This is a genomic window from Jannaschia seosinensis, from assembly GCF_001408515.1.
Classification (GTDB): domain Bacteria; phylum Pseudomonadota; class Alphaproteobacteria; order Rhodobacterales; family Rhodobacteraceae; genus Jannaschia; species Jannaschia seosinensis.
Window position 1 is genome coordinate 1 of sequence record NZ_CYPR01000225.1, and the last position, 22,718, is coordinate 22,718.

Consider the following 22,718-nt stretch of genomic DNA (forward strand, 5'->3'; position numbering starts at 1 on the left):
GTCAGCAGCTTGTGTCTGCGTCCCCGGTGAAGGTTGGTGACGGGGCGAGCAGGGGGAAGACCGGCAGGGCCTTTACGGCACCCGCCCACGGGACCGGCGTCAGCACCATGAAGCTCAACCAGCGCAGTCCGCTGGCCTTGACGAAATGGCCGTGGCTGGAGCGGACGGGATCGCGACAGATGCCGCGTGCTGTGATCCTGCGCCCTCACCGGCGTTCAATGGTGTCGTCCATCCCGATGACTACCGGGCCCTCCGGCACGAGGCGGTTGACGACCATGCTCAGCAGGTGCCGCGCCATGGCGTGGGTGTTCCACCGGGCACGGTTGAGGTGCTGATGACAGCTTGAGAAATTCTGCGCCTCGGCACGCCCGGTCATCCGCAGGCAGGCGCTGACGGTGCGCTTGCCCGGTGCCAGCATTGCACCCATGACCAGAACAAGCACGTGTTCCCAGCTGGGAGCTGTAAAGCACATTCGCAGCTCCTGCAGCCAATCGCGCAGGATCTGGGGAACCGGAACGCCTGTCGGCGGCGGGGAGGTGGAATGTTGCTGCATCCCATGCTTCGAATCCCTCGCCGATCACCATGCAAGTCAGGGGCCCGCGGCAAAGTGAATCACGCATCTTGAGGTGTGCTCATGTATGATCTGCGCATGCTGTACGATGAAATGGTCGCCCGCATCGAAGCTTTCGACGACGCCAATGGTGGCGGTGTCGGCTCCTACAAGAACAAGGGCTCTTGCCATCTCTACCTGCTGGAGACGGAGGCGCCGATTGCCCGCCTGAAGCCGACCGGCAACGGAGACGAGGTCCGGCTCGGATACTGGTCACACCGGCGCAAATGGGAGGATATCGATGACATGGGTGGCGTCGTCATGCCTCTCGACGACGCGCTCGAGTTCATAGCGAACGAGGCCGTTTTCTGGACCTGGACGTGCGTGAAAACGTACAAAGTCGAGCTTAGGCCAGTGGATCAGTTGGAAGCCGAGCCCGATGATCAGGAGGATCGGATCGCCCTTGCCCGCGCCGGTATCGCGGTAGCAGATCCGGACCCCGTTCGGCAGGTCGGCAAAACGCTCGCCGCTCATCCGACCTCCGCGATCCGTCGGCTCGGCGCTGGCGAGAGCTTCAGCTCCGGCTCGATTACACGACCCTTCTTCATCATCCTGGCATCCGCGCTGTAGTTGAACGTCATCTCCCACGGGAACGTGTCGCCCTGACGCGGCAGCATGTCGAGAGATCGCTGCACATAACCCGCCTTGAAGTCCAGAAGCGGGCGCAGGGCCATCGCCCGCGCGGGGCGTTCGGGCGCGCAGACATCCATGCCGCGCCGGTCCATCTCCGCAAGAAGGCGGCAGAAATACTGGCAGAGCAGCCCCACCTTCAGCGTCCATGAGGAATTGGTGTAGCCGATGGACAAGGCGAGGTTCGGCACCCCGTCCAGCATCATGCCCTTGAAGATGACATGCTCGGACGGCGTCACCGGCTTGCCGTCGACGCTATAGGCGGCACCGCCCAGCAGCTTGAGGTTCAGCCCCGTCGCGGTGACGACGATGTCCGCCTCCACATGGCTGCCATCCGCCATTTCGATCCCGGTCGCGGTGAACCGCGCGATCCGGCCCGTGACCACGTCGGCGCGGCCATCGCGAATGGTCCGGAACAGATCGCCGCCCGGCACGACGCACAGACGCTGGTCCCACGGATCATAGGGCGGGTTGAAATGGGTATCGACGTCGAAGCCTTTGGGCAGGCTTTTGGCGTTCACCTTGCGGATCAGCTTGCGCATCGCTGCCGGGTAACGCTGGCAGAGCGTGAAGAAGAGCGATTGCTGCCAGATGTTCTTGCGCCGCAGGATCGCGTGAATCCGCGTTTTCGACAGGAACGGACGAAGCGCCTTCGCAAGCGGGTCCTCCAGCGGCAGGGGCATGACATAGGTCGGCGTGCGCTGGATCTGGGTAACATGCGCCGCATCCTTGGCCAGCGCGGGCAGGAGCGTCACCGCCGTCGCACCCGAGCCGATCACCGCGATCCGCTTGCCGGCATGATCCAGATCCTCGGGCCAGGCCTGCGGGTGGACGATCCGGCCCGCGAACTGCTCCTCGCCATCGAAGGCCGGACGGAATCCGCGATCGTAGTCGTAATAGCCTGTCGCCGAGAAGATCCAGCGCGCCCGCCACGTCTCCCGCGCGCCATCGGCACCCGTTTGCGTCGTCACGGTCCACAGAGCCTCGGCCGAGGACCAGTCGCAGGCGACGACCTTGCGGCCGAAGGCGATCCGCCCCCGGATGCCGTTCTCCGTCGCGGTTTCCGCAATGTAGGCCTTGATCTCCGCCGCGCCGGCGATGGCGTTGCGGCTTTCCCACGGCTTGAATTCGTAGGCGAAGGTATAGAGGTCGGAATCCGACCGGATGCCGGGATAGCGGAACAGGTCCCACGTCCCGCCGAGATCTTCGCGCATCTCGAGGATGCGCCAGCTCTTCCCCGGCACCTCGCGCTTGAGATACGCGGCACAGCCGATCCCGGATATCCCGGCACCGAGGATCAGGACATCGAGAACCGGGGGCGGTCCAGACGTGTCGCGTGGCATGGCATTCCTCCGTCCGGGTCGGATATGGCCGCGACCGTGCCGCCCCGAAAAGGACGACGCGGCCGTGACCCCGAAAAATACTTCCTTTTTTCCGTGCCTTGCGGAAATTACCCATGGGTAATTGCCGGATCAGATCAGAAACAGCGTGATCGCCGGGAAGGTCACGAGGATCGCCACCCGCAGCAGATCCGACCCCACGAAGTAGATGACCGCCCGGTAGGTCGCCAGGATCGGCGTGTTGCGATCCATCGAGTTGATGACGAACAGGTTCATCCCCACGGGTGGCGTGATGAGCCCGACCTCCACCACGATGAGCGTCAGGATCCCGAACCAGATCGCGACCTCTTCGGTGGTCAGTCCAAAATCGAGCGCGGTGATGACCGGAAAGAAGATCGGGATCGTCAGCAGGATCATCGACAGCGAATCCATCACACAACCCAGCAGCAGGTAGAAGATCAGGATCACGATCAACACGGTGAGCGGCGCGAAGCCCTGCTCCACCACCCAGGCCGACATCTCCTGCGGCACCTGCGTGAGCGCGAGGAAGCCGTTGTAGATGGCCGCGCCGAGGATAATGAAGAAGATCATCGCCGACGCCTTGGCGGTGACGAGGAAGCTCTCGATCAGGGTGCGCCCGTTCAGCCCCCCGTTCAGAAGCGCGATCAGCCCGGTACCGAGCGCGCCCACCGCCGCGCCCTCGGTTGGCGTGAAGATGCCTGTGTAGATGCCGCCCACAACGGCCACGAAGACCAGCAGGACCGGCCAGACCGCCGCGAGCAGGCGGAATCGCTCCGCCATCGGGATCGGATCGCGCGTCCCCGCAGCGGACGGGTTCAGCCGCACGTAGAGCGAGATCGCGAGGACATAGCCCAAAGCCGCGATCACGCCGGGAATGAAGGCCGCGAGGAACAGCTTGGCGATGTTCTGCTCTGTCAGGATGGCATAGATGACGAGGACCACCGAGGGCGGGATCAGGATGCCCAGCGTGCCGCCCGCAGCCAGCGTCGCCGTCGAGAAGCCGCCGTCATAGCCGTAGCGGCGCAATTCCGGCAGGGCGACGCGCCCCATCGTGGCCGCCGTCGCCAGCGACGAGCCGCAGATCGCCCCGAACCCCGCGCAGGCGCCGACGGCGGCCATCGCCACGCCGCCCTTGCGATGCCCGAGGAACCCCTCGGCGGCACGGAACAGGGCTTGGCTCATGCCGCCCAGAGTGGCGAAATGCCCCATCAGCAGGAACATCGGAATGATCGACAGCGAGTAGCTGCCGAAGGTGGAGTAGCTTTCGTTCTTCAGGCGACTCAGCGCGACGGTATTCGCGCCGGTGACCAGCCACAGACCGACCGCGCCGGCCACGAACATCGCCAGCCCGATCGGCACGCGCAGAAAGATCAGCAGCAGCAGCGCCGGGAAGCTCGTCAGCCCGATTTCGAGGTTCGTCAATGTTCCGGTCCCTCATCCGGCAGGATCGCCATGCCGGTCGCAAATTCCGCCACCCGAACGGCCGCGACGTAGCAGCCGACCAGCGCCGCGATCGCAGCCCCCACCAGCGCGGCCGCATAGGCCCACCAGACGGGGAATTGAATCAGATAGGTCGTCTCGCCGTAGCGCGCCTTGGACAGCGTCCCCTGATAAAGCTGCCACGCGATCACCACCAGAACCGCCGCGAAAAGGATCGCCCACAGCATCGCCAGCACCCGGTTCACCCGCTCGCCCAGACCGGCGGTGACGATATCCACGCTGGCATGCGCACCTGTCAGCTGCGCGATCGGCAGGAAGGCGAAGATGGCGAAGGCCATGCCCGCCTCGACCAGTTCGAAGTCGCCCGTGATCGGCCCGATGCCGAGGCCCAGAAGCCATGCGGCGAACGCCGTCCCCTCGAAGGGCGGATCGTTGAGCACCCCGTTGAGGAACCGGCCGAGGATCGAGGCGCAGATCATCATGACCAGCACCGACAGGACAAGCCCGCCCAGAACGGCCATGGTCCGCGCCAGCGCCTCAACGATCCGTGCGAGCATCCGCCCCCTCCCATACGAAGGGGCCGCGCCTGTCCGGCACGGCCCCGCCACGATATTCTAGCCTCAGCCTTCGTAGGCGTCCATCAGCGCGCGCGCCTCGTCGATCAGGGCCTGACCGTCGACGCCCTTCTCCTCCATCTCGACCAGCCACTGGTCGTAGACGGGCTGCGCCGCCTCGCGCCATGCGGTCAGGTCGTCACCCTCGACGGTGTAGATGTTGTTGCCTTCGGCGATCGCGACCTCGCGCGCCGGGCCGTCGGCATCCGATTGCGTGCCGCCCGCGAAGATCGAGAATTCGAGCCCCGAATTGTCGTCGATCACCTTCTTGAGATCGTCCGGCAGGCTTTCGTACTTGTCCTCGTTCATCGCCAGCACGAAGGCGACGTTGTAGAGGTGGTTGCCCGCGAATTCGGTGTGATGCTCCACAAGCTCGGGGATCTTGATGGCGGGCGTCACCTCCCAGGGGATGGTGGTGCCGTCGACCACACCCTTCGACAGGGCCTCCGGGATGGCCGGGACCGGCATGCCGACCGGCGTCGCGCCCAGCGTCTCCAGAAGCGAGTTGACCAGACGGGTCGCGCCGCGGACCTTGACGCCCTGCATGTCGTCGGGCGTGCGGATTTCCTGATTGGCGTGGATCATGCCCGGCCCGTGAACCCAGGTGCCGAGGATCTTCACGCCCGGAAACTCGTCCTGCATGTGCTCCTCGTACATCTGCCAGTAGGCGGAGGAGGCGGCGCGCGCATCGGTCACGATGAAGGGCAGCTCGAACACCTCCGACGAGGGGAAGCGGCCGGGCGTGTAGCCGTTCACCGTCCAGATCACGTCGGCCACGCCGTCGATGACCTGATCCATCAGCTCCGGCGGGCTGCCGCCGAGTTGCATGGAGGGATAGCGCTCGACCTCGATCCGGCCCTCGGAATCCGCCTCCACGTTATCGGCCCAGACATCGAGGATCTGGGTGGGCACGTTGGCCTGCGCGGGCAGGAACTGGTGCAGCTTGAGCGTCACCTCCTGCGCGGCGGCCGGCATCGCGCCGAGCGTGAGCGCGGCACCGCCCAGAAGGCCGGCAAGCGTTCTGCGGTCGATCATGTGTCATTCTCCCTGTTGTGCGATCATGTCGCTTGGGTCGGGCGCGCGGCTCCCCCCGCGCGGCTCCATCCTGCCGGGACATCAGCACGAATTGCCGCCCGATGCAAAAACAAAACCGTCCAAGCGGTCGGATCTGCGTCCGGGCCCTGCCGGCTCAGCGCCGCCCCTCGCGCAGCCAGGCCCAGGTGGAGAGCCCCGCCGCCAGAAGCAGGAACATCCAAGCCGGGACCAGCGAAAGCACCCGCAGATCCGCCGTCAGATAGGCGTTGCGCGGGGTCCAGCCGATCCAGCCGCGCCCGGCCGCCTGCCGCCCCTCGCGCACCGCGCGCAGGTCGGGCACGCCATCCTCCACGGCGAGCGCGCCGCCCCGATGCGCCCGGATCACCGGGGCGAGGACATCGTCGGCGGCGATCGTCTCGACGAATTCGCGCGGCGCGGCGGGGCCGAGGCCGATCACCGCGTTGCGCTCGCCCTCCGAGAATCGCCACAGGCCCTGCTCCGCCCCCGCAATTCGCCCGACGAAGCGGCCCGGCGCCTCCCGCTCCAGCGTCATCACCCGCTCGGAGCCGTCGGGCGCGGTGACGGCCACTGGGCCCGGCGCATCGCCCAGCGTGCGGCGCGTCACGGTGATCTCCTGCCCTGAGGCCGACGCTACGAGTGCCTCCTCCTCCAGCTCCGGCTCCTGCATCAGCCAATGCGCCACGCGGCGCAGAAGCTCGGCCTGCGGACCGCCCCCCTCGACGCCGCGGTCCCACAGCCAGGCATGGTCCGAGCCCAGAAGCGCCACGCGCCCGTTCCCGACCCGGTCGAGGATCAGGAGCGGTTCCTCCCCCTCGCCGGTCATGACGACCTGCGCGCCGTCCTTCGCCTCGAGCTGCACCTGCCGGAACCAGCGGCCCCAAGGGTCGCCATCTGTGCCGTAATCGGCGGGCAGGCCTTCGGTCACCGGGTGTTTCTCGCCGGTCGCGGAGATGGCGGGCAGGAACGGCGTGTCGATGACGATGGCCGTCGGCGCCGCCGGCAGGACCTCCGCGATCTCGGAGCGGTAGAGGCTGTCGGCGGTGGCGAAATCCGGGCCCGCCGCAACCAGAAGGCCCCCGCCCTGCGCGACATAGTCGCGGACGTTCTCGAAATAGATCGCGGGCAGGATCCCGCGCCGCTGATAGCGGTCGAAGATGATCAGGTCGAATTCGTCGATCTTCTCGGAGAACAATTCGCGCGTGGGAAAGGCGATGAGCGACAGCTCCCCCACCGGTACGCCGTCCTGCTTGCCCGGCGGGCGCAGGATGGTGAAATGCACCAGGTCCACCGCCGCATCGGCCTTGAGCAGGTTGCGCCAGGTCCGCTGCCCGGGATGCGGCTCACCGGAGACCAGAAGCACGCGCAGGCGGTCGCGCACACCGTTGATCTGGATCACCGCGTCGTTGTTGCGCGCCGTCAGTTCGCCCTCGGCCTCCGGCACCGAGAATTCGAGCACATTGCGTCCGCCATGCGGCAGCACCACCGGCAGTTCAAGATCGACGCCCACGGGGATGCGGTAGGCGCGCGGCTGACCGCCATCCACGGCCAGCAGGATCTCCGCAGCGTCGCCCATGCCCGGCGGCACGTCGCCCTGATCCTCGATCCGCAGGGTGATCGTGAATTCCTCGTCGAGAATGGCGAAGGCCGGCGCGTTCGAGACGACGAGCCGCCGGTCCCAATCGCCCGCGCGACCGGTGCGCAGCAGATGCAGCGGCGCCGGAAGGTCAGGGGCCTGCGCGACGTCATGGACCTGTCCGTCGGAGATGATCACCGCGCCGGCGACCCGGTCGCGGGGCACCTCGGAGAGCATGTCGCCCAGCGCGCCCATCGCCAGCGTGCCCTCGTCGCCGTCACTGTCGCTCACGCGCGCGACGCGGGTGTCGAGGCCGTCGCGGGCCGCCTCCTCCAGCACCCCCTCCAACGCGGCGGCGGATTGCGCGGGCCGATCCGACAGATGCTGGCTCGCGCTCTCATCAACGACGATCAGGAGGATGTCCGACAGGGGCTCGCGCTCCTCGGTCTGAAGCGACGGGTCGGCCAGCGCAAGCGCCAGCACGCCCACCGCCAGCGCCCGCAGCCACCAGCCCGGCAGCCGCCGCCACGCCGCCAAGAGACACAGTGCCAGCGCGACACCCGCCAGGATCGCGATGAACGCCCAAGGCAGCATCGGATCGAAGATCACCTGTCGCGTCACGTCAGTTCCCCAGCCGGTCGAGCAGGGCGGGCACGTGCACCTGATCGGATTTGTAGTTCCCCGACAGGACATGCATCACGAGATTGACACCGAAGCGATAGGCGATCTCGCGCTGCCGCTCCCCGACATAGCCGCGCCCGACCGGCAGGAGCGCGCGGCCCTGATCGTCGACCGCCCAGGCCCCGGCCCAGTCGTTCGCACCGATCACCACCGGGGTGACGCCGTCATTGAGGTTGCGGAAGGGCATCCCCTTTACCTGCTCCACGTCGGGGCTGGCCTCGACCCAGACGTCGCGTGAATTATAGCGGCCGGGAAAATCCTGCAGCAGGTAGAAGGCCCGTGTCATCACGTGATCGGGCGGCAGCGGCTCCAGCGGCGGAATGTCGAGCGGCGCGGCCAGTTCGCGCAGATGCGTCGCGGCCGGCGAATTCGAACCGAAGCCGCCGATATCGGCGTCCCGGGTGTCGAAGACGATCATGCCGCCACCGCGCAGATAGCGGTTGAGCTTGGCGTAGGCGTCGTCGGAGGGGAACGGCTGGGACTCCGTTACCGGCCAATAGAGCAGCGGATAAGCCGCCAGTTCGTCGGTTTCCAGATCGAGGCCGCGCGGGGCGGACGGCTCGACCGAACTACGCTCCGACAGGACGAGGGACAGGCCCACGAGGCCCGCCTCCGAGATTTCGTCGACCCTCTCGTCACCCGTGACGACATAGGCCAGCGCGACCTCGTCGGGCACGATGGGCGGCGAATCCTGCGCGGTCGCGGGAAGCGCCGCGAGGAGCGCGGGGATCAGCACGCCGCGAAGGCGGAGGGTGAGGAGGAGCATGAGGGCCATTCCCGCCAACATCGCAGCTTCGATGCCGATCCCGAAGCGCGGCGGAGAGACGCAGGCGGCGCCGCAGGCCTGCGCCACCTCCGGCTGGAGCAGGAACGCGACGGGCAGCGCGATCGCCGCCACCGCCCCGCCACGAAGCCGTCCGCCGAGCCACAGCGACGCGAGGACATCCACCGACAGAAGCACCAGCGCCAGCGCGAGAAGCCATTGCATCAATTCCGTCTCGGCGGCACGCTTCAGGCCGTCGATCACCGTGCCGGCCGGCCATTCCGACGGCGCCAGATCGGCCTCCGCGTCCAGAACGTTCACCGCAAGACTTTGCCCCGGCCCCTCATAGAGACCGGCCGGCAATTCGGCCGAAGGCTCAGGATCGATCAGGGCCTCGCCCGGCACGCCACCCAGATCGCCCGCGTCGCGCGGCACGCCGAACCCGTCGAGCACCACGCGCGGCACCCATGTCGTGCCCTCCAGCGCCTCGGCGCTCGGGGCTTCGGGGCGGGTGGAGATGGCCAGGCGCTCCAGCATCTGCACGAACAAGCCTGAAATCGGCAGCGTCGACCAATCCGCATTCGCCGTGACGTGGAACAGCACGACCTGCCCCTCCCCAAGCGTCTTGCGCGTGACGAGGGGCGTGCCGTCGGCCAGCGCGGCGATCGTCCGGTCGGCCAGCGTCGGATCGGGCTGGGCGACGATCTGGCTCGTTACCGTGACCTCATCGGTGACCGGCAGGCCGAAGAAGGGCGAGGATTCGTCGAAGGCGCGCAGCGTCTTGGGCTCGCCCCAGCTCAGCGCGCCGCCCACGGTGCGCCCCCCGGAGCGCAGGCGCACCGGCAGCAGCCTGTCCTCCTCGGCCCGGCTCACGTCGGAGGCGGCGAGCTGCGGGCCCGCGAAGCGCAGGAGCAGCCCGCCCTCCTCGACCCATTCGGCCACCGCCGCCGCCTCGGCGGGCGCAAGTTGTGCGACATCGGCCATCACCAGCACGTCCGGAGAGGCGGGCAGGAGGGTGGCGAGATCCCCCTCGATCAGCTCCGCCGTGGGCGCCAACGCGTTGCGCAGGTAATAGAGCGGCGAAAGCAGGTCCTGCGTCTCGTCCTCGGCCCGGGTGAGAAGCGCCACCTCGCGGCGGGCCAGCGCATCGTCGGTGAGCGACACCGCCCCGGCGGAACGCTCGCCCGCGATCTCGAAGCGGGTCACGCGGTTGCGCAGTTCGGGCGGCAGCGACAGCGCAACCTCGGCCGCGTCGGCCCCGGCCGCGAATTCGGCATCCACCGTCCCAAGCACGCCCGTCACGCCATTCGGCCCCGGCCCGACCGCACGCAACTCGACAACGCGCGGGACCACGTCACCGCTGCGGATCGCGCGCAACTCGATCAGGCCGTCGGCATAGGTGGCGGGCGTCAGGCCCAGAACGGGCCGCCCGCTCTCGATCACGCGGGCCGCGACCGTATCGCGCCCTTCGCGGGCGAGGCCGTCGGAAACCCACACGACCTCCGCCCCGCCGGTGTCGAGATCGGCAAGCGCCGTGTAATCGGGCGCGCGGGCGGCGGGCAGGATGGCGGGCAGGCGCTCCACCCATGCGGCGGCGCTCTGCCACGGGATCTCCTCCGGCAGCGGTTCGGTCAGCGGCAGGACGGCGGCCAGCCGCCCGGCCCGTGCCGCATCGCGCAGCATGGTCTCCACCCGCTCGGTCCGGGCGGGCCAGTCGCGCGCGGAGGCCCAGCTGGCATCCATGAGCACCAGAAGCGGCCCGGTCCCCGTTCCGGCCGTGCGCGGGTTCAGGATCGGGCCGGAAAAGCCGAGGATGATCGCCGCCAGCGCCAGCATCCGCAGCAGCAGCAGCCACCACGGTGTCGTCGCCGTCTGGCTCTCGTCGTCCTTGAGACCCAGAAGCAGCACGATGCCCGGAAACTGCCGCCGGATCGGTGCGGGCGGCACGGCGCGCAGGAGCCACCAAAGGATCGGCAGCAAGACCAGCGCCACGAGAAGAAGCGGCGCGGTGAAGGCCAGCGTGGTGGAGAAAAGCTCGATCATCGCCGCCGCTCAAGCGCGGTGTAGAGAGACAGGAGCGCGGCCTCGGCCGTCCTGTCGGTGTGATGAAGTTGAAACCGCCAGCCGGTGCGCGCGCACAGATCCTGCAACGCGGCGCGGCGGGCCTTCAGGCGCGACAGGTAATCGCCGCGCAACTGCCCCGCCTTCAGCGTCTCGAAGCGGACGGCGCCCGACATGCTCTCGAACACCGTGCGCCCGTCATAGGGGAACGCCTCCTCGTCGGGGTCGAGCACCTGCACCAGCACGCCTTGGACGCCGCGATCGGCGGCGGAGGTCAGCGCCTCGACGACCGGCTCGACCGGCCCGAGGAAGTCCGACAGGAAGACGGCGCGGGCGGCGAAGGGCATCACCTGCGGGCGGGGCGCGCCGTAATCGGGCACCTCGCCGCCCTTCATCAGCGCCTCGGTCATGCGCATGAGCTGCGCCCGTCCGCCGCGCGGCGGCTCGGGCAATGCGGCGAGGCCCGTCCGCTCCCCCGCCCGCACGGCAAGGACGGCGAGCGCCAGCGCCAGCGTCTGCGCCCGGCGCAGCTTGGACACCCGCCCGCCCGCGGCAAAGCGCATCGAGGCGGCGTCATCCACCCACAGCATCAGCGTCTGCGCCGCCTGCCACTCCGTCTCGCGCACGTAATGGGCATCGCCGCGCGCCGATTGCCGCCAGTCGATGGAGCGGCGGGAATCGCCCGGCTGGGCCGCGCGGAATTGCCAGAACGCCTCACCCGGGCCGGCGCGCTTTCGCCCGTGCTCTCCCAGCAGGATCGTCGCCGCCAGACGCTCCGCCGACATCAACAGACCCGGCAGCGTGGCGGCGGCATCCTCGGAGCGGGCCCGCAGCGAGGCAGGCGTATGAAGGGCGGTTTCGGCCATCGCGCTCAGGCGGCGCGCTCGACGCGGGTGACGCGGGCCGCGACCTCGTCAATCACGTTCTCGAGCTCCACGCCCTCGGCCCGCGCCGCGAAGCTCAGCGCCATGCGGTGGCTCAGCACGGGCCGCGCCAGACGCGCGACATCCGACGGATCGGGCGCAAGCCGCCCCTCCAGAAGCGCCTGCGCCCGCGTCAGCAGCATCAGCGCCTGCGCCGCGCGCGGGCCGGGCCCCCACGCGACGTGGCGGCGCACCGTCTGGGGCGCGTCTTCGTCATCGGGGCGGCAGGCCCGCACGAGGTCGAGGATCAGGTCCACCACGCTGTCGCCCACGGGCATCCGGCGCACGACACCCTGCGCGGCGATGAGCGTGGCGGCGTCGAACACGACGGGCGCATCGGCCTCGGCGCCGCCGGTCGTGGCGAGGACGATGTCGCGCTCCGTGGCGCGGTCGGGATAGGCCACGTCGATCTTGACGAGGAAGCGGTCGAGCTGCGCCTCGGGGAGCGGATAGGTCCCCTCCTGCTCGATCGGGTTCTGGGTGGCGAGGACGTGGAACGGGGCGGGCAGCTTGCGGGTCTGGCCGGCGATCGTCACCTCCCGCTCCTGCATGGCCTGCAGGAGGGCGGATTGCGTGCGGGGGCTTGCGCGGTTGATCTCGTCAGCCATCAGAAGCTGGGCGAAGATCGGCCCCTCGATGTAGCGGAAGGCCCGCGTGCCGTCCGCCGCCGTCTCCAGCACCTCGCTGCCGAGAATGTCGGCGGGCATCAGGTCGGGGGTGAACTGGATGCGGCTGCCGCTCAGTCCCATGACGGTGGCCAGCGTCTCGACCAGCCGCGTCTTGCCCAGACCCGGCAGACCCATCAGCAGCGCGTGCCCGCCCGACAGCATCGCCGCCAGCGAAAGCTCCACCACCTCGTCCTGTCCGATGATCCGGGTCGCGACGGCGCGGCGCGCCTCGACCAGCCTCGTGCCCAGGGCCTCGATCTCGTTCAAAAGGTCGTCGGCCATTTGCATCGCTCCCGCGTGGATTATCTGATGACAGGTATGGCTTATGCGTTCGGGGGAAAAGGGCAATGGCGGAACACAACGAGATCGGCGGACCGGCGGCATCGCTCCTGCAGGCGGCGCAGGCCCATGCGGGGTCCAACGAGGGCAAGCGCGGCACGCCGCCGGTCCATCTGTGGAACCCCGATTATTGCGGGGAAATCGACATCCTGATCCGCCGCGACGGCACCTGGATCCACGAAGGCACCCCGATCGGACGGCCCGGTCTGGTGCGGCTGTTCGCGTCGATCCTGAAGCGCGAGGACGATCGTCACTATCTTGTGACCCCGGTCGAAAAGCTCGGGATCCGGGTCGAGGACGCGCCCTTCGTCGCCGTCGATTTCGAAACGGGCGACGGCGCGATCACCTTCACCACGAATGTCGGCGACACCGTCACCGCCGGACCCGACCACCCGATCCGCGTCGAGATGGCCGCGGATGGCGAGCCGTCACCCTATGTCGAGGTGCGGCGCGGGCTCGAGGCGCTGATCGACCGCAAGTCGTTCTACCGGCTGGTGGAGCTGGGCGAGGAACGCGACGGGCAGTTCGGCGTCGCATCGGACGGGGCGTTCTTTCCGATCATTGATGCCGCCGCCCTGCCGGACTGAGTGGCCCCGCGCCCGACGGAGGGCGCGGGCGCACGACCCGGACGGTCAGCTCCGATGCGTGCCACGGGGCGGGTAGGACTTGTCGCGGATGAAATCGACCCGCGACAGCAGCGCCGCGAGGTCGGGCCGCACGAACGGCGTGCTCGACCGCTCGGCGAGGTAGAGCGCCCCGTCCGGCCGGACCCAGGCCAGACCCGGCTCGCAGAAGACCTCCGGCTCGCTCTCGCCGCGCCCGTCCGACAGGTAGAGGCCCCACTCCCGTGCCGTGGCCTTCGACATGCCATAGCCCATGGGGATCGGATCGAGGCCCCAATCCTCGTGCGCCTTCGTCGCCTTTTCGCGGGTATCCATCGAGACATTGATGATTTCGACACCCTTCGCCAGCCATTCGTCGTAGTCGCGGCGCATGTCCGACAGGACCTGCTTGCAGATTGGGCAATGCAGGCCGCGATAGAAGACGATCATCGTGAACGCATCGGGCGACTGGTCGGCCAGATCCCATTCCGCATCGATGATGAGGTCCAGCTTTAATTCCGGGGCGGGCTGGCCGGGAAGCGGGTTCGACATGGGCATGGTGAATCCTTTCGTTGAGCGGTCCCTGCGCAGCTAGGGCGAACGGCGGTTAGGTCACCGCTTGCGGGCCGCGCCGCGCCTACATCCGCCGCCACTCGCCGGGGGCGAGCCCCTCCACCGTCCACGCCCCGACCGACCAACGGATCAGCCGCAGCACCGGCAAGCCGACATGCGCACACATGCGGCGGACCTGCCGGTTGCGGCCCTCGGTCAAGGTCAGGCGCAGCCACGCATCGGGAACGGTCTTGCGCAGGCGCACCGGCGGGTCGCGGGGCCAGAGCCAGTCGGGCGCGGGCACCGTCTCGACCCCCGCCGGACGCGTGGGCCCGTCCTTGAGCGTGACGCCTTCGCGGAGCGCACGCAGCGCGGCCGGATCGGGCGTGCCCTCGACGAGCGCGAAATAGGTCTTGGGATGCCCGCCGGGCGCCGCGATCCGGGCCTGTTGCCGGCCGTCATCGGTCAGCAGGAGCAGCCCCTCGCTGTCGCGGTCAAGGCGGCCCGCGGCATAGACCCCGGGCAGGTCGATCCACCGCTTCAGTCCCGGCCACTTCCCCTCGTCGGTGAACTGGCTCAGCACGTTCATCGGCTTGTTGAACGCGATCAGCATCCGGGCCACCCGATCCGCCGGCCAAAAGCCGCCGGATCGTCAGGCACAAGGCCGGTATGGGATTGATCGCGGGGCATGGCCCGGGAACTGGCGCAATCCCCCGCCCCGGACAAGCCCTAGGGCGTCAGCACGACCTTGATGCAATCGTCCTTCTTGTCGCGGAACGTCTCGTAGAGATCCGGCGCGTCATTCAGCTTGCCCCGATGCGTGATCAGGAACGTCGGATCGATGCGCCCCTCCCGGATATGGTCGAGCAGGGTCGGCGCGTGCTGCATCACGTGGGTCTGCCCCATGCGGAAGGTCAGCGCCTTGCCGAAGGCCGCGCCGATGGGGAACTTGTCGATGATCGCCGCATAGACGCCGGGAATCGAGACGATGCCACCCTTCTGGCAGCACATGATCGCCTCGCGCAGGGCATGGGGACGGTCCGTCTCCTGAAAGGTCGCGGTCTTGACCCGGTCGTAGACGGTGTCGACGACGCCGGAGCCATGCGCTTCGAGGCCGACGGCGTCGATGACCTTTTCCGGCAGCATGCCCTTCGTCGCCTCCATGAGCGCGTCGTAGGGCTTCACCTTGGAGCGGTCGATGACGACGGCGCCATGCTCCTGCGCCAAGGCCAGCCGCTCGGGCACGTCGTCGATCACGAAGACCCGCTCCGCCCCCAGAAGCAGGCAGGATTTCAGCACGAACAGGCCCACCGGCCCCGCGCCCCAGATGGCGACAGTGTCGCCCGGCCCCACCTCGGCGTTGACCGCGGCCTGCCAGCCGGTCGGGAAGATGTCGGTCAGGAACAGGACCTGCTCGTCCGTCATGCCGTCGGGCACCTTCAAGTGCGTGGCGTCGGCGAAGGGCACGCGGACATATTCCGCCTGACCGCCGTCATAGCCGCCATAGAGATGGGAATAGCCGAACAGCCCCGCGCTGGCCTGCCCGTTCATGAAGGCGAGCTTCTCCGGTTCGCGGTTGGATTCGTCGCACAGCGAGAACTCCTTGCGCTTGCACCAGTGGCAGTGGCCGCAATTGATGGTGAAGGGGATGATCACACGGTCGCCGCGCTTGAGATTGCCGACCTCGGAGCCGACATCCTCGACGACGCCCATGAATTCGTGGCCGATGATGTCGCCCTTGTGCATCTCGGGGATGAACCCGTCATACATGTGCAGGTCCGAGCCGCAGATCGCGGTCGTCGTGACGCGCAGGACCGCGTCCCGGGCGTGCTGGATGCCGGGATCGGGATGGGTGTCGACGCGAAAATCCCCGGTTCCGTGATAGGTGACGGCGCGCATGGAATATCCTTTCGAATTGATGACGGGACGGCGTTGCGGGGGACGCGCCGGCGCCCCCCCGCGGAACGGATTACATCTGTTCCTTTTGCGCGCCCGATCCTTTGCGGGCCTTGCCAAGCTCGGGGACCTGACCCTCCGGCTCCACCTTGTCGCGGGCGGTATAGGTGCTGCGCCCGTCCATCGTCGCGCGGTTGTCGGTCCAGACGCCCTTGGGGGTCGGCTCGTCGAGGGAGGTGTTGAGGAAGTAGTAGCTATGCTCCATCGCCTCGTGCTCCTCCGGGGTGGAGTTCGGGACCGGCAGCGCCGCCTCGATGCCGCCGAGCTCCTCGATCACGGCGAGCCATTGCTGCTGGTGCATGGTGTCGCGCGCGATCAGGAAGGACAGCATGTCCTTCATCCCCTTGTCGTCGGTCATGTTGTAGAGCCGGCTGGCCAGCACCCGCCCCGCGGATTCCGCCGTCGCGTTGGCCAGCATGTCGGCGGCGATGTTGCCGGTGGCGTAGATGTGGGACATGTCGAACGGCACCCCGTTCGCGTTGACCGGCATTGCCGCGAGGCCCGAGGACAGGACGTGGCGCGGGTTCATACCGCCCATGATCGCGCCCACCACGCTGTCTTCCGCGGCGGCCTCCTGCTGGCTCAGCGGCGCGCCCTCGAGGTTCAGCGCGACGGCATGGCCGAGAAATTCGATATGCGAGAATTCCTCGGTGGCGGTCATCATCAGCATGTCGCGGAACCGCTTGTCGCCGCGCGCGCCCATGGCCTGGAACATGTACTGCATGGCGACGCGGATCTCGCCTTCGACCCCGCCGATCGCCTGCTGGAGGTACTTGGCAAAAACCGGATCGGGGCTGTCGACGCGAACTTCGTATTGCAGCTTGCTGGAATGATGAAACATGGAACTCTCCGTTTTCGAATGCGGCACGGGACAAGGCGCAGAGTGAGGAGCAGGTTCCGTCGGGCGGGTTCACAAACCGGCCTGACCGCACGGCACGGGCCGCCCGGATTGGTCGCGAAGACCGTCTGGGCACGGCCCGAAGGGGCGCGGCAGGATTTCGCGCATGCGAGAAACCGGCGGCCCCGCGGAGCGGCACGTGCGCCAAATGTCCGCTTGCGCGCCGCGGGCGCCGGGACCGCCCGCGGTCGAGAGGTCAGTGCGCCTGCGCCCAGGTCGTCCCCTGCCCTGCATCCACGACCAGCGGCACCGACAGGTCGACGACGGGCATGTGCGCGCCCTCCATCACCTCGCGCGCGACCGCCATCAGGCGCTCCGCCTGGTCCTCGGCTACCTCGAAGAGCAGTTCGTCATGCACCTGCAGCAGCATCCGCGCATCGATGCCGGCGATGGCCGCCTCCATCCGCACCATGGCGCGGCGGATCACGTCGGCCGCGGTGCCCTGGATCGGCGCGTTGATCGCGGCGCGTTTTGCAAAGCCCGCGCCGGGACCCTTGGCGTTGATCTCGGGCGTGTGGATGCGGCGGCCGAACAGGGTCTCGACCCGGTCGTTGGCCTTGGCGAACTTGACCGTCGCGTCCATGTAATCGCGGATACCGGGGAAACGCGCGAAATAGGTGTCGATGAAGGCCTGCGCCTCCTCGCGCGGGATCCGCAGGTTGCGCGCGAGACCGAAGCCCGAAATACCGTAAATCACGCCGAAGTTGATCGCCTTGGCCTGGCGGCGCACGTCGGGCGTCATCTCGTCGAGGGGCACGCCGAACATCTGGCTTGCGGTGATGGCATGGATGTCCTGCCCCTCGCGGAAGGCCTGCTTGAGCTCCTCGATCCCGGCGACATGAGCGAGGATCCGCAACTCGATCTGGCTGTAATCGAGCGCCACCAGCACCCGCCCCTCGGGCGCGACGAAGGCCTCGCGGATGCGGCGCCCCTCCTCCGACCGGATCGGGATATTCTGCAGGTTCGGATCGCTCGACGCGAGCCGCCCCGTATTCGCGCCCGCGATGGAATAGGACGTGTGGACCCGCCCCGTCTCGGGGTTGATATGGGTCTGCAGATTGTCGGTATAGGTCGATTTCAGCTTGGAGATCTGGCGCCAGTCGAGGATCAGGCGCGGCAATTCGTGCTCGGTGGCCAGATCCTCCAGCACGTCGGCCCCGGTCCCGTAGGCGCCGGTCTTGCCCTTCTTGCCGCCGGGCAGGCCCAGCTCGTCGAACAGGATCTCGCCCAACTGCTTGGGGCTGCCCACGTTGAAGGGCCGGCCGGCCTTGGCGTGGATGTCGGCCTCGAACTCGGCCATCTTCTGCGCGAAGGCCCCCGACATGCGGCTGAGCACGTCGCGATCCACCTTCACGCCCGCCATCTCCATCCGCGCCAGAACCGGCACGAGCGGCCGCTCCAACGTCTCGTAGACCTGCGTGACCCGCGCCGAATGAAGCCGCGGCTTGAGAAGCCGCCAGAGCCGCAGCGTCACGTCGGCATCCTCGGCGGCATAGGGCGCGGCCTTGTCGATGGTCACGCGGTCGAAGGTGACCTTCAACTTGCCGGTGCCGATCAGGTCCTTGATCGGGATGCATTGGTGGTTGAGGTACCGGTCGGCCAGCACGTCCATCCCGTGCCCGTGCAGCCCGCCATGCTGCGCGTAGGACAGCAGCATCGTGTCGTCGATCGGCGCGACCTCGATCCCGAGACGGGCGAGGATCTTGAAGTCGTACTTCATGTTCTGGCCGATCTTGAGGATCGCCGGATCCTCCAGCATCGGCCGCAGCATCTCCAGCGCCCGCTCCATCGGCATCTGCCCCTCGGCCAGCGCATCCGTGTCGAACAGGTCGCCCCCGCCCGCCCGGTGGGCCAGCGGCACGTAACAGGCCACGCCCGGCTCGGTCGCGAGACTGATGCCCACCAGCTCCGCCTGCATCTCGTCCAGAGAGGTCGTCTCGGTGTCCACCGCGACACTTCCGGCCGCCGCGATCCGGTCGAGCCAGACCTGCAGCGCAACGGCGTCGCGCACCACCTCATAGGCCCCGTGGTCGATGGGGGCCTCGGCCTCGGCCGCCGGAACGCCCGTCTGCGGCGCGGCCTCGGGCAGGGCGGGCGGCTCGCGGTCGAACCGGTCGGCGATCTTGCGCGTGAGGGTGCGGAACTCCATCCGGTTGAGGAAATCCAGCAGCACCTCCGGATCCGCATCCCGGATCTCCAGATCGTCCAGCCCGAAATCCAGCGGCGTGTCGCAATCCAGCTGCACCAGCCGCTTGGACAATTCGATCTGCGCGCGGTGCTCCAGCAGGATCTGCCGCCGCTTGGGCTGCTTGATCTCGCCCGCGCGGTCCAGAAGTTCCTCCAGCGAGCCGTATTCCTCGATGAGCTGCGAGGCCGTCTTGATGCCGATGCCGGGGGCGCCGGGCACGTTGTCCACCGAATCACCCGCCAGCGCCTGCACGTCGACCACGCGGTCGGGATCGACGCCGAATTTCTGACGCACCCCGTCCACGTCGATGCGGATGTTCTTCATCGGGTCGAGCATCTCGACCCCGTCGCCGACGAGCTGCATGAGGTCCTTGTCCGAGGACACGATGGTCACCCGCCCGCCCGCGTCGCGCGCCCGACAGGACAGGGTGGCGATAATGTCGTCGGCCTCCCAGCCCTGCATCTCCTCGCAGGCGATGTTGAACGCCTTGGTCGCCTCGCGGGTGAGCGGGATCTGCGGGCGCAGATCCTCGGGCATCTCGGAGCGGTTGGCCTTGTAGGCGTCGAAAAGTTCGTTGCGGAAGGTGATCGAGCCCTTGTCGAAGATCACCGCCACGTGCGTCGCCGCATCCGGCCCGGAATTGTTTTCGACGTAACGGTCCAGCATGTTGCAGAACCCCGCCACCGCCCCGATCGGCAGGCCGTCGGACTTGCGCGTCAGCGGCGGCAGCGCGTGGAAGGCGCGGAAGATGAAGGCCGAGCCATCGATCAGGTGAAGATGGCAACCCTTGCCGAACGCCATGTCGGATCCTCCCCGGAAAACACCGCTCCCCCCATGCCACGAACGCGCGAGGGGCACCACACCGGGCGCCCCCTTGCGACGTCGCGACAGGTGCGGGAATGGGCGGCGCGGAATGCGCCCGCCGCCGGCCACCTCAGATCGGAATCATCGCCGCATGCAGGAAGATCGCCACGAAGAACACGACCGAAGCCGCCACCACGAAGCCGTGCCAGATCGCGGTGTGGAACCGCAGCCGTTCCAGCACCAGAAACGGCGTGCCGAGCGAGTAGAGGATGCCGCCTGCCAGCATCAGCGCGAAGACCGTCCACGAGGTTGTGGCGATCACCTCGCCACCGCCGACCAGCACCGCCCAGCCCATGCCCAGCCCGATCGCCATCGACAGGGCCGTCGATCGCCGCCGCCGCAGGAAGGTCGTCACCGTGGCGACGCCCGCCGCGACCCACATCGCCACCAGAAACGTCGTCCCCGTCCCCGACAGCAGCACGAAGGGCGTCACCGTCCCCGCGATCTTGAGGTAGATCGCCGATAGGTCGAGCCGCCGCAGCCTGTCCGACCATGCGGGATTGGGCACGTGGTTGTAGGCCAGCGAGGCCGAGAGCATCGCGATCAGCGTGGTGCCGTAGATCGCCACCCCGGTGACCCCGGCCGCATCGCCGCGCCAGAGCACCGTGAACGTGATCAGGACCGGAACCGCCGCCAGCGCGAGCACGAGGCCCGCAAGGTGGACGAGCGCATCGCTCAGCCGCTCCGCTCGCGTATAGGGTCGGTTGATCGCATCGGTCGGCACGGCGTCTCTCGCTGTCATGGGGCAGTCCCTGGCACGGGTCGTCTCACGGGAAGGTAACGAGTACCCTCTACGTCACGTTCCGCCCGATGACATGCAATAACGCCCCCGGCCCCATGCCGATCCCGCACCGCGCGCCCGGCCCCGCGCGGAGCCGGAGCCGTCCGTTCAGTGTGCGTCGCCGGCCAGAACGAACCGCTTGTCGCAATAGCCGCATTCGACATGGCCCTCGTCGGGGTCGATCGTCAGCCAGACGCGCGGATGGCCGAGCGCCCCGCCGCCGCCGTCGCAGGCGACGCGCAGGACGGTGACGGTCTCCTCCTCGGGGGGCGGCCGGGTGCCTTGTCGGCTGGGATAACGCGGAGTTCCGGTGGTCATGGCAGCAGCCTCGGATCGGCGCGCGCGGCCATGCACGAAGGCCATGGCCGGTGGCGCGGGTTGTCGCATCGACCCCGCCGCAATAGGAGGGGCGTCACCGGCTTATGCCCGACCCTCCGGGCGGGGCGCAACCATGGGGGCGGGATGGCGAACGCGATCGAGATCGAAGGCCTGCGCAAGGTCTATGGCGGCGACGGCAAATCTCCGCCGAAGGAGGCGCTCAAGGGTCTCGACCTGACGATCCCGACGGGGTCGATCTTCGGGCTTCTCGGGCCGAACGGGGCGGGAAAGTCCACCACGATCAACATCATGGCCGGATTGGTGCGCAAGACCGCCGGACATGTGCGCATCTGGGGCTTCGACCAGGACGTCAACCCGCGCCAGTCGCGCGCCGCCATCGGCGTCATGCCGCAGGAGTTGAACCTCGACCCGTTCTTCACGCCCGCCGGCGCGCTCGAGGTGCAGGCGGGGCTTTATGGCGTGCCCAAGCGCGACCGCACGACGATGGAGATCCTCGACCTCGTGGGGCTTGCCGACAAGGCCGACGCCTATGCGCGCACGCTTTCGGGGGGGATGCGGCGGCGGCTCCTGCTGGCCAAGGCGCTGGTGCACCATCCGCAGGTCCTCGTTCTCGACGAGCCGACCGCGGGCGTGGACATCGAACTGCGCCAGATGCTGTGGCGCAACGTGCGCAAGCTCAACCAGGAGCGCGGGATGACGATCATCCTGACGACGCATTACCTGGAAGAAGCGCAGGAGATGTGCGACGAGATCGCCATCATCGCCGAGGGCGACCTCGTTATCCGCGACCGAACCGAGAATCTTCTGGCGCGCCTCGACGGCAAGACGATGGTGATCGTGCCCGAAGACGAGGCCGGCGAAATCGCCCTGCCCGAGGGCGTGGAGATGGAACGACGCGCGGACGGCGCGCTGGCTCTGACCTATCAGCGGGGCAAGGTCTCGGCGGAGCGGCTTCTGGCGGCGGTACACGATGCAGGCATCCGGATTCGCGACGTGCGGACGGAGGAGCCGGACCTCGAGGATGTGTTCGTGTCCCTGACGCACCGGGACTAGAGCACGGATTTACAGCCCGTCATCTCTTGTCGTAGGCGCTCACCCGATCCATCCGCCCCCGATGCTTGGCCGCGACGCGCCAGAGTTTCTTCCGGATGCCCGCCGGCTCAAGATGCCGATAGGCCCCGCCGGGCCTTGTTGCACGGAGCCTGCCTGGGATTCACATCGCGAGTCCAGCGGCGTAGCTGGGCGACATGTCCAAGCCTGTCCCGACCCGCTACCGCACCCTGAACTGGTCTGCCTACAACGCCGCGCTGCGTGAGCGTGGATCGCTGACCGTCTGGTTCGATCCGTCTACGCCTTGGCACGCGGCACCGTCGGGCAAGCGCGGGGGGCAGCCGGTCTATAGCGACGCCGCCATCCAGGCCTGCCTGACGATCAAGGTTCTTTTCGGCTTACCGCTTCGCCAGACGACGGGATTTGTCGCGAGCCTTCTAAAGCTGGCGGGGCTCGAATGGCCGGTGCCCTTCGTCGGGCGATCCTTCCACTGGAAGGCTCGCTGATCCTCCTCAGTCTCGACGCTTTGCCGACGGCAGAGGACGCTGGCCGTGCAGCTGCCCTACCGGGGCAGCGGCGGCTCGCTGCACCTTCTTGTGCCCTCTCGGGACATCACCATGTGATGCCCTGCCGGGTGAGAGACAGCACGGGCATCAAGGTCCGGGGCGAGGGCGAATGGCATGCGCGCAAGCATGGCGGGGCGCGAAGGCGGGTTTGGCGCAAGGTCCACCTGGCCATGGACGAGGCGACCTTGGAGGTTCGTGCTGTC

General features: G+C 68.1%; 19 protein-coding genes and 1 pseudogene. 4 read left to right on the forward strand and 16 right to left on the reverse strand.

Features of this window, described 5'->3' with window-relative positions; all coding sequences use genetic code 11:
* Window positions 1-205: 205 nt before the first annotated feature.
* Window positions 206-553: a transposase gene (locus JSE7799_RS21435; protein WP_222101799.1), complete on the reverse strand. Its 348-nt coding sequence runs from the start codon at window positions 551-553 to the stop codon at window positions 206-208.
* Between the two features lie 81 nt (window positions 554-634).
* On the opposite strand from JSE7799_RS21435, the gene JSE7799_RS16710 reads away from it, so the two are divergent.
* Window positions 635-1,180, forward strand: coding sequence for a hypothetical protein (locus tag JSE7799_RS16710; protein ID WP_055664613.1), 546 nt, complete (start codon window positions 635-637; stop codon window positions 1,178-1,180).
* Here JSE7799_RS16710 and JSE7799_RS16715 read toward each other — a convergent pair.
* The 8 genes from JSE7799_RS16715 to JSE7799_RS16750 form a co-directional block, all read right to left on the reverse strand.
* A complete protein-coding gene (locus JSE7799_RS16715; protein ID WP_055664614.1) occupies window positions 1,081-2,583 on the reverse strand; it encodes a flavin-containing monooxygenase in 1,503 nt (500 codons plus the stop codon). The two genes, JSE7799_RS16710 and JSE7799_RS16715, sit on opposite strands and share 100 nt — an antisense overlap.
* A gap of 129 nt (window positions 2,584-2,712) precedes the next feature.
* Complete coding sequence (locus tag JSE7799_RS16720) at window positions 2,713-4,023, reverse strand: TRAP transporter large permease (RefSeq protein WP_055664615.1); 1,311 nt, start codon at window positions 4,021-4,023, stop codon at window positions 2,713-2,715.
* Window positions 4,020-4,598: a TRAP transporter small permease gene (locus JSE7799_RS16725; RefSeq protein WP_055664616.1), complete on the reverse strand. Its 579-nt coding sequence runs from the start codon at window positions 4,596-4,598 to the stop codon at window positions 4,020-4,022. The genes JSE7799_RS16720 and JSE7799_RS16725 overlap by 4 nt, the downstream gene beginning before the upstream one ends.
* Window positions 4,599-4,661: 63 nt before the next feature.
* A complete protein-coding gene (locus tag JSE7799_RS16730; protein WP_055664617.1) occupies window positions 4,662-5,690 on the reverse strand; it encodes a TRAP transporter substrate-binding protein in 1,029 nt (342 codons plus the stop codon).
* Window positions 5,691-5,844: 154 nt separating this feature from the next.
* Window positions 5,845-7,878: a glutamine amidotransferase gene (locus JSE7799_RS16735; RefSeq protein WP_245624923.1), complete on the reverse strand. Its 2,034-nt coding sequence runs from the start codon at window positions 7,876-7,878 to the stop codon at window positions 5,845-5,847.
* Between the two features lie 28 nt (window positions 7,879-7,906).
* Window positions 7,907-10,771 (reverse strand): DUF4159 domain-containing protein, encoded by a 2,865-nt coding sequence (locus JSE7799_RS16740; RefSeq protein ID WP_055664619.1) that lies wholly within the window; start codon window positions 10,769-10,771, stop codon window positions 7,907-7,909.
* Window positions 10,768-11,655 carry a DUF58 domain-containing protein gene (locus tag JSE7799_RS16745; RefSeq protein WP_055664620.1) on the reverse strand — a complete coding sequence of 296 codons (888 nt, stop codon included), beginning with the start codon at window positions 11,653-11,655 and terminating at the stop codon, window positions 10,768-10,770. The genes JSE7799_RS16740 and JSE7799_RS16745 overlap by 4 nt, the downstream gene beginning before the upstream one ends.
* A 5-nt stretch (window positions 11,656-11,660) precedes the next feature.
* Window positions 11,661-12,662 (reverse strand): AAA family ATPase, encoded by a 1,002-nt coding sequence (locus JSE7799_RS16750; protein ID WP_055664621.1) that lies wholly within the window; start codon window positions 12,660-12,662, stop codon window positions 11,661-11,663.
* A gap of 65 nt (window positions 12,663-12,727) precedes the next feature.
* Between JSE7799_RS16750 and JSE7799_RS16755 the strand changes: the two genes are divergently transcribed.
* A complete protein-coding gene (locus JSE7799_RS16755; protein WP_083480659.1) occupies window positions 12,728-13,306 on the forward strand; it encodes a DUF1285 domain-containing protein in 579 nt (192 codons plus the stop codon).
* 45 nt (window positions 13,307-13,351) lie between these two features.
* Here JSE7799_RS16755 and JSE7799_RS16760 read toward each other — a convergent pair whose 3' ends face one another.
* From JSE7799_RS16760 to JSE7799_RS16790, 7 genes are all read right to left on the reverse strand, one after another.
* Window positions 13,352-13,873: a redoxin domain-containing protein gene (locus JSE7799_RS16760; protein ID WP_245624922.1), complete on the reverse strand. Its 522-nt coding sequence runs from the start codon at window positions 13,871-13,873 to the stop codon at window positions 13,352-13,354.
* Between the two features lie 85 nt (window positions 13,874-13,958).
* Entirely contained in the window at window positions 13,959-14,486 is a 528-nt protein-coding gene (locus JSE7799_RS16765) for a pseudouridine synthase (RefSeq protein ID WP_055664623.1), read from the reverse strand.
* Window positions 14,487-14,602: 116 nt separating this feature from the next.
* Entirely contained in the window at window positions 14,603-15,772 is a 1,170-nt protein-coding gene (locus JSE7799_RS16770; RefSeq protein WP_055664624.1) for a zinc-dependent alcohol dehydrogenase, read from the reverse strand.
* 70 nt (window positions 15,773-15,842) lie between these two features.
* Window positions 15,843-16,670 (reverse strand): manganese catalase family protein, encoded by an 828-nt coding sequence (locus JSE7799_RS16775; protein ID WP_055664625.1) that lies wholly within the window; start codon window positions 16,668-16,670, stop codon window positions 15,843-15,845.
* A gap of 253 nt (window positions 16,671-16,923) precedes the next feature.
* Window positions 16,924-19,716 (reverse strand): DNA polymerase I, encoded by a 2,793-nt coding sequence (polA, locus tag JSE7799_RS16780; RefSeq protein ID WP_055664626.1) that lies wholly within the window; start codon window positions 19,714-19,716, stop codon window positions 16,924-16,926.
* Between the two features lie 133 nt (window positions 19,717-19,849).
* Window positions 19,850-20,521: a PAQR family membrane homeostasis protein TrhA gene (gene trhA, locus JSE7799_RS16785; RefSeq protein ID WP_055664627.1), complete on the reverse strand. Its 672-nt coding sequence runs from the start codon at window positions 20,519-20,521 to the stop codon at window positions 19,850-19,852.
* 147 nt (window positions 20,522-20,668) lie between these two features.
* Entirely contained in the window at window positions 20,669-20,878 is a 210-nt protein-coding gene (locus JSE7799_RS16790; protein ID WP_055664631.1) for a zinc-finger domain-containing protein, read from the reverse strand.
* Between the two features lie 144 nt (window positions 20,879-21,022).
* Here JSE7799_RS16790 and JSE7799_RS16795 point away from each other — a divergent pair, with 144 nt between their 5' ends.
* Entirely contained in the window at window positions 21,023-21,952 is a 930-nt protein-coding gene (locus JSE7799_RS16795) for an ABC transporter ATP-binding protein (protein ID WP_055664628.1), read from the forward strand.
* 194 nt (window positions 21,953-22,146) lie between these two features.
* Window positions 22,147-22,718, forward strand: a pseudogene (locus JSE7799_RS20165) (IS5 family transposase); the annotation flags it as partial.

What these genes read in the sequence shown, in the direction of transcription:
- JSE7799_RS21435 (WP_222101799.1), bottom strand. Translation starts at nt 553, where the DNA reads ATGCAGCAACATTCCACCTCCCCGCCGCCGACAGGCGTTCCGGTTCCC.
- JSE7799_RS16710 (WP_055664613.1), top strand. Translation starts at nt 635, where the DNA reads ATGTATGATCTGCGCATGCTGTACGATGAAATGGTCGCCCGCATCGAA.
- JSE7799_RS16715 (WP_055664614.1), bottom strand. Translation starts at nt 2,583, where the DNA reads ATGCCACGCGACACGTCTGGACCGCCCCCGGTTCTCGATGTCCTGATC.
- JSE7799_RS16725 (WP_055664616.1), bottom strand. Translation starts at nt 4,598, where the DNA reads ATGCTCGCACGGATCGTTGAGGCGCTGGCGCGGACCATGGCCGTTCTG.
- JSE7799_RS16730 (WP_055664617.1), bottom strand. Translation starts at nt 5,690, where the DNA reads ATGATCGACCGCAGAACGCTTGCCGGCCTTCTGGGCGGTGCCGCGCTC.
- JSE7799_RS16735 (WP_245624923.1), bottom strand. Translation starts at nt 7,878, where the DNA reads ATGCTGCCTTGGGCGTTCATCGCGATCCTGGCGGGTGTCGCGCTGGCA.
- JSE7799_RS16740 (WP_055664619.1), bottom strand. Translation starts at nt 10,771, where the DNA reads ATGATCGAGCTTTTCTCCACCACGCTGGCCTTCACCGCGCCGCTTCTT.
- JSE7799_RS16745 (WP_055664620.1), bottom strand. Translation starts at nt 11,655, where the DNA reads ATGGCCGAAACCGCCCTTCATACGCCTGCCTCGCTGCGGGCCCGCTCC.
- JSE7799_RS16750 (WP_055664621.1), bottom strand. Translation starts at nt 12,662, where the DNA reads ATGGCCGACGACCTTTTGAACGAGATCGAGGCCCTGGGCACGAGGCTG.
- JSE7799_RS16755 (WP_083480659.1), top strand. Translation starts at nt 12,728, where the DNA reads ATGGCGGAACACAACGAGATCGGCGGACCGGCGGCATCGCTCCTGCAG.
- JSE7799_RS16760 (WP_245624922.1), bottom strand. Translation starts at nt 13,873, where the DNA reads ATGTCGAACCCGCTTCCCGGCCAGCCCGCCCCGGAATTAAAGCTGGAC.
- JSE7799_RS16765 (WP_055664623.1), bottom strand. Translation starts at nt 14,486, where the DNA reads ATGCTGATCGCGTTCAACAAGCCGATGAACGTGCTGAGCCAGTTCACC.
- JSE7799_RS16770 (WP_055664624.1), bottom strand. Translation starts at nt 15,772, where the DNA reads ATGCGCGCCGTCACCTATCACGGAACCGGGGATTTTCGCGTCGACACC.
- JSE7799_RS16775 (WP_055664625.1), bottom strand. Translation starts at nt 16,670, where the DNA reads ATGTTTCATCATTCCAGCAAGCTGCAATACGAAGTTCGCGTCGACAGC.
- polA (WP_055664626.1), bottom strand. Translation starts at nt 19,716, where the DNA reads ATGGCGTTCGGCAAGGGTTGCCATCTTCACCTGATCGATGGCTCGGCC.
- trhA (WP_055664627.1), bottom strand. Translation starts at nt 20,521, where the DNA reads ATGACAGCGAGAGACGCCGTGCCGACCGATGCGATCAACCGACCCTAT.
- JSE7799_RS16790 (WP_055664631.1), bottom strand. Translation starts at nt 20,878, where the DNA reads ATGACCACCGGAACTCCGCGTTATCCCAGCCGACAAGGCACCCGGCCG.
- JSE7799_RS16795 (WP_055664628.1), top strand. Translation starts at nt 21,023, where the DNA reads ATGGCGAACGCGATCGAGATCGAAGGCCTGCGCAAGGTCTATGGCGGC.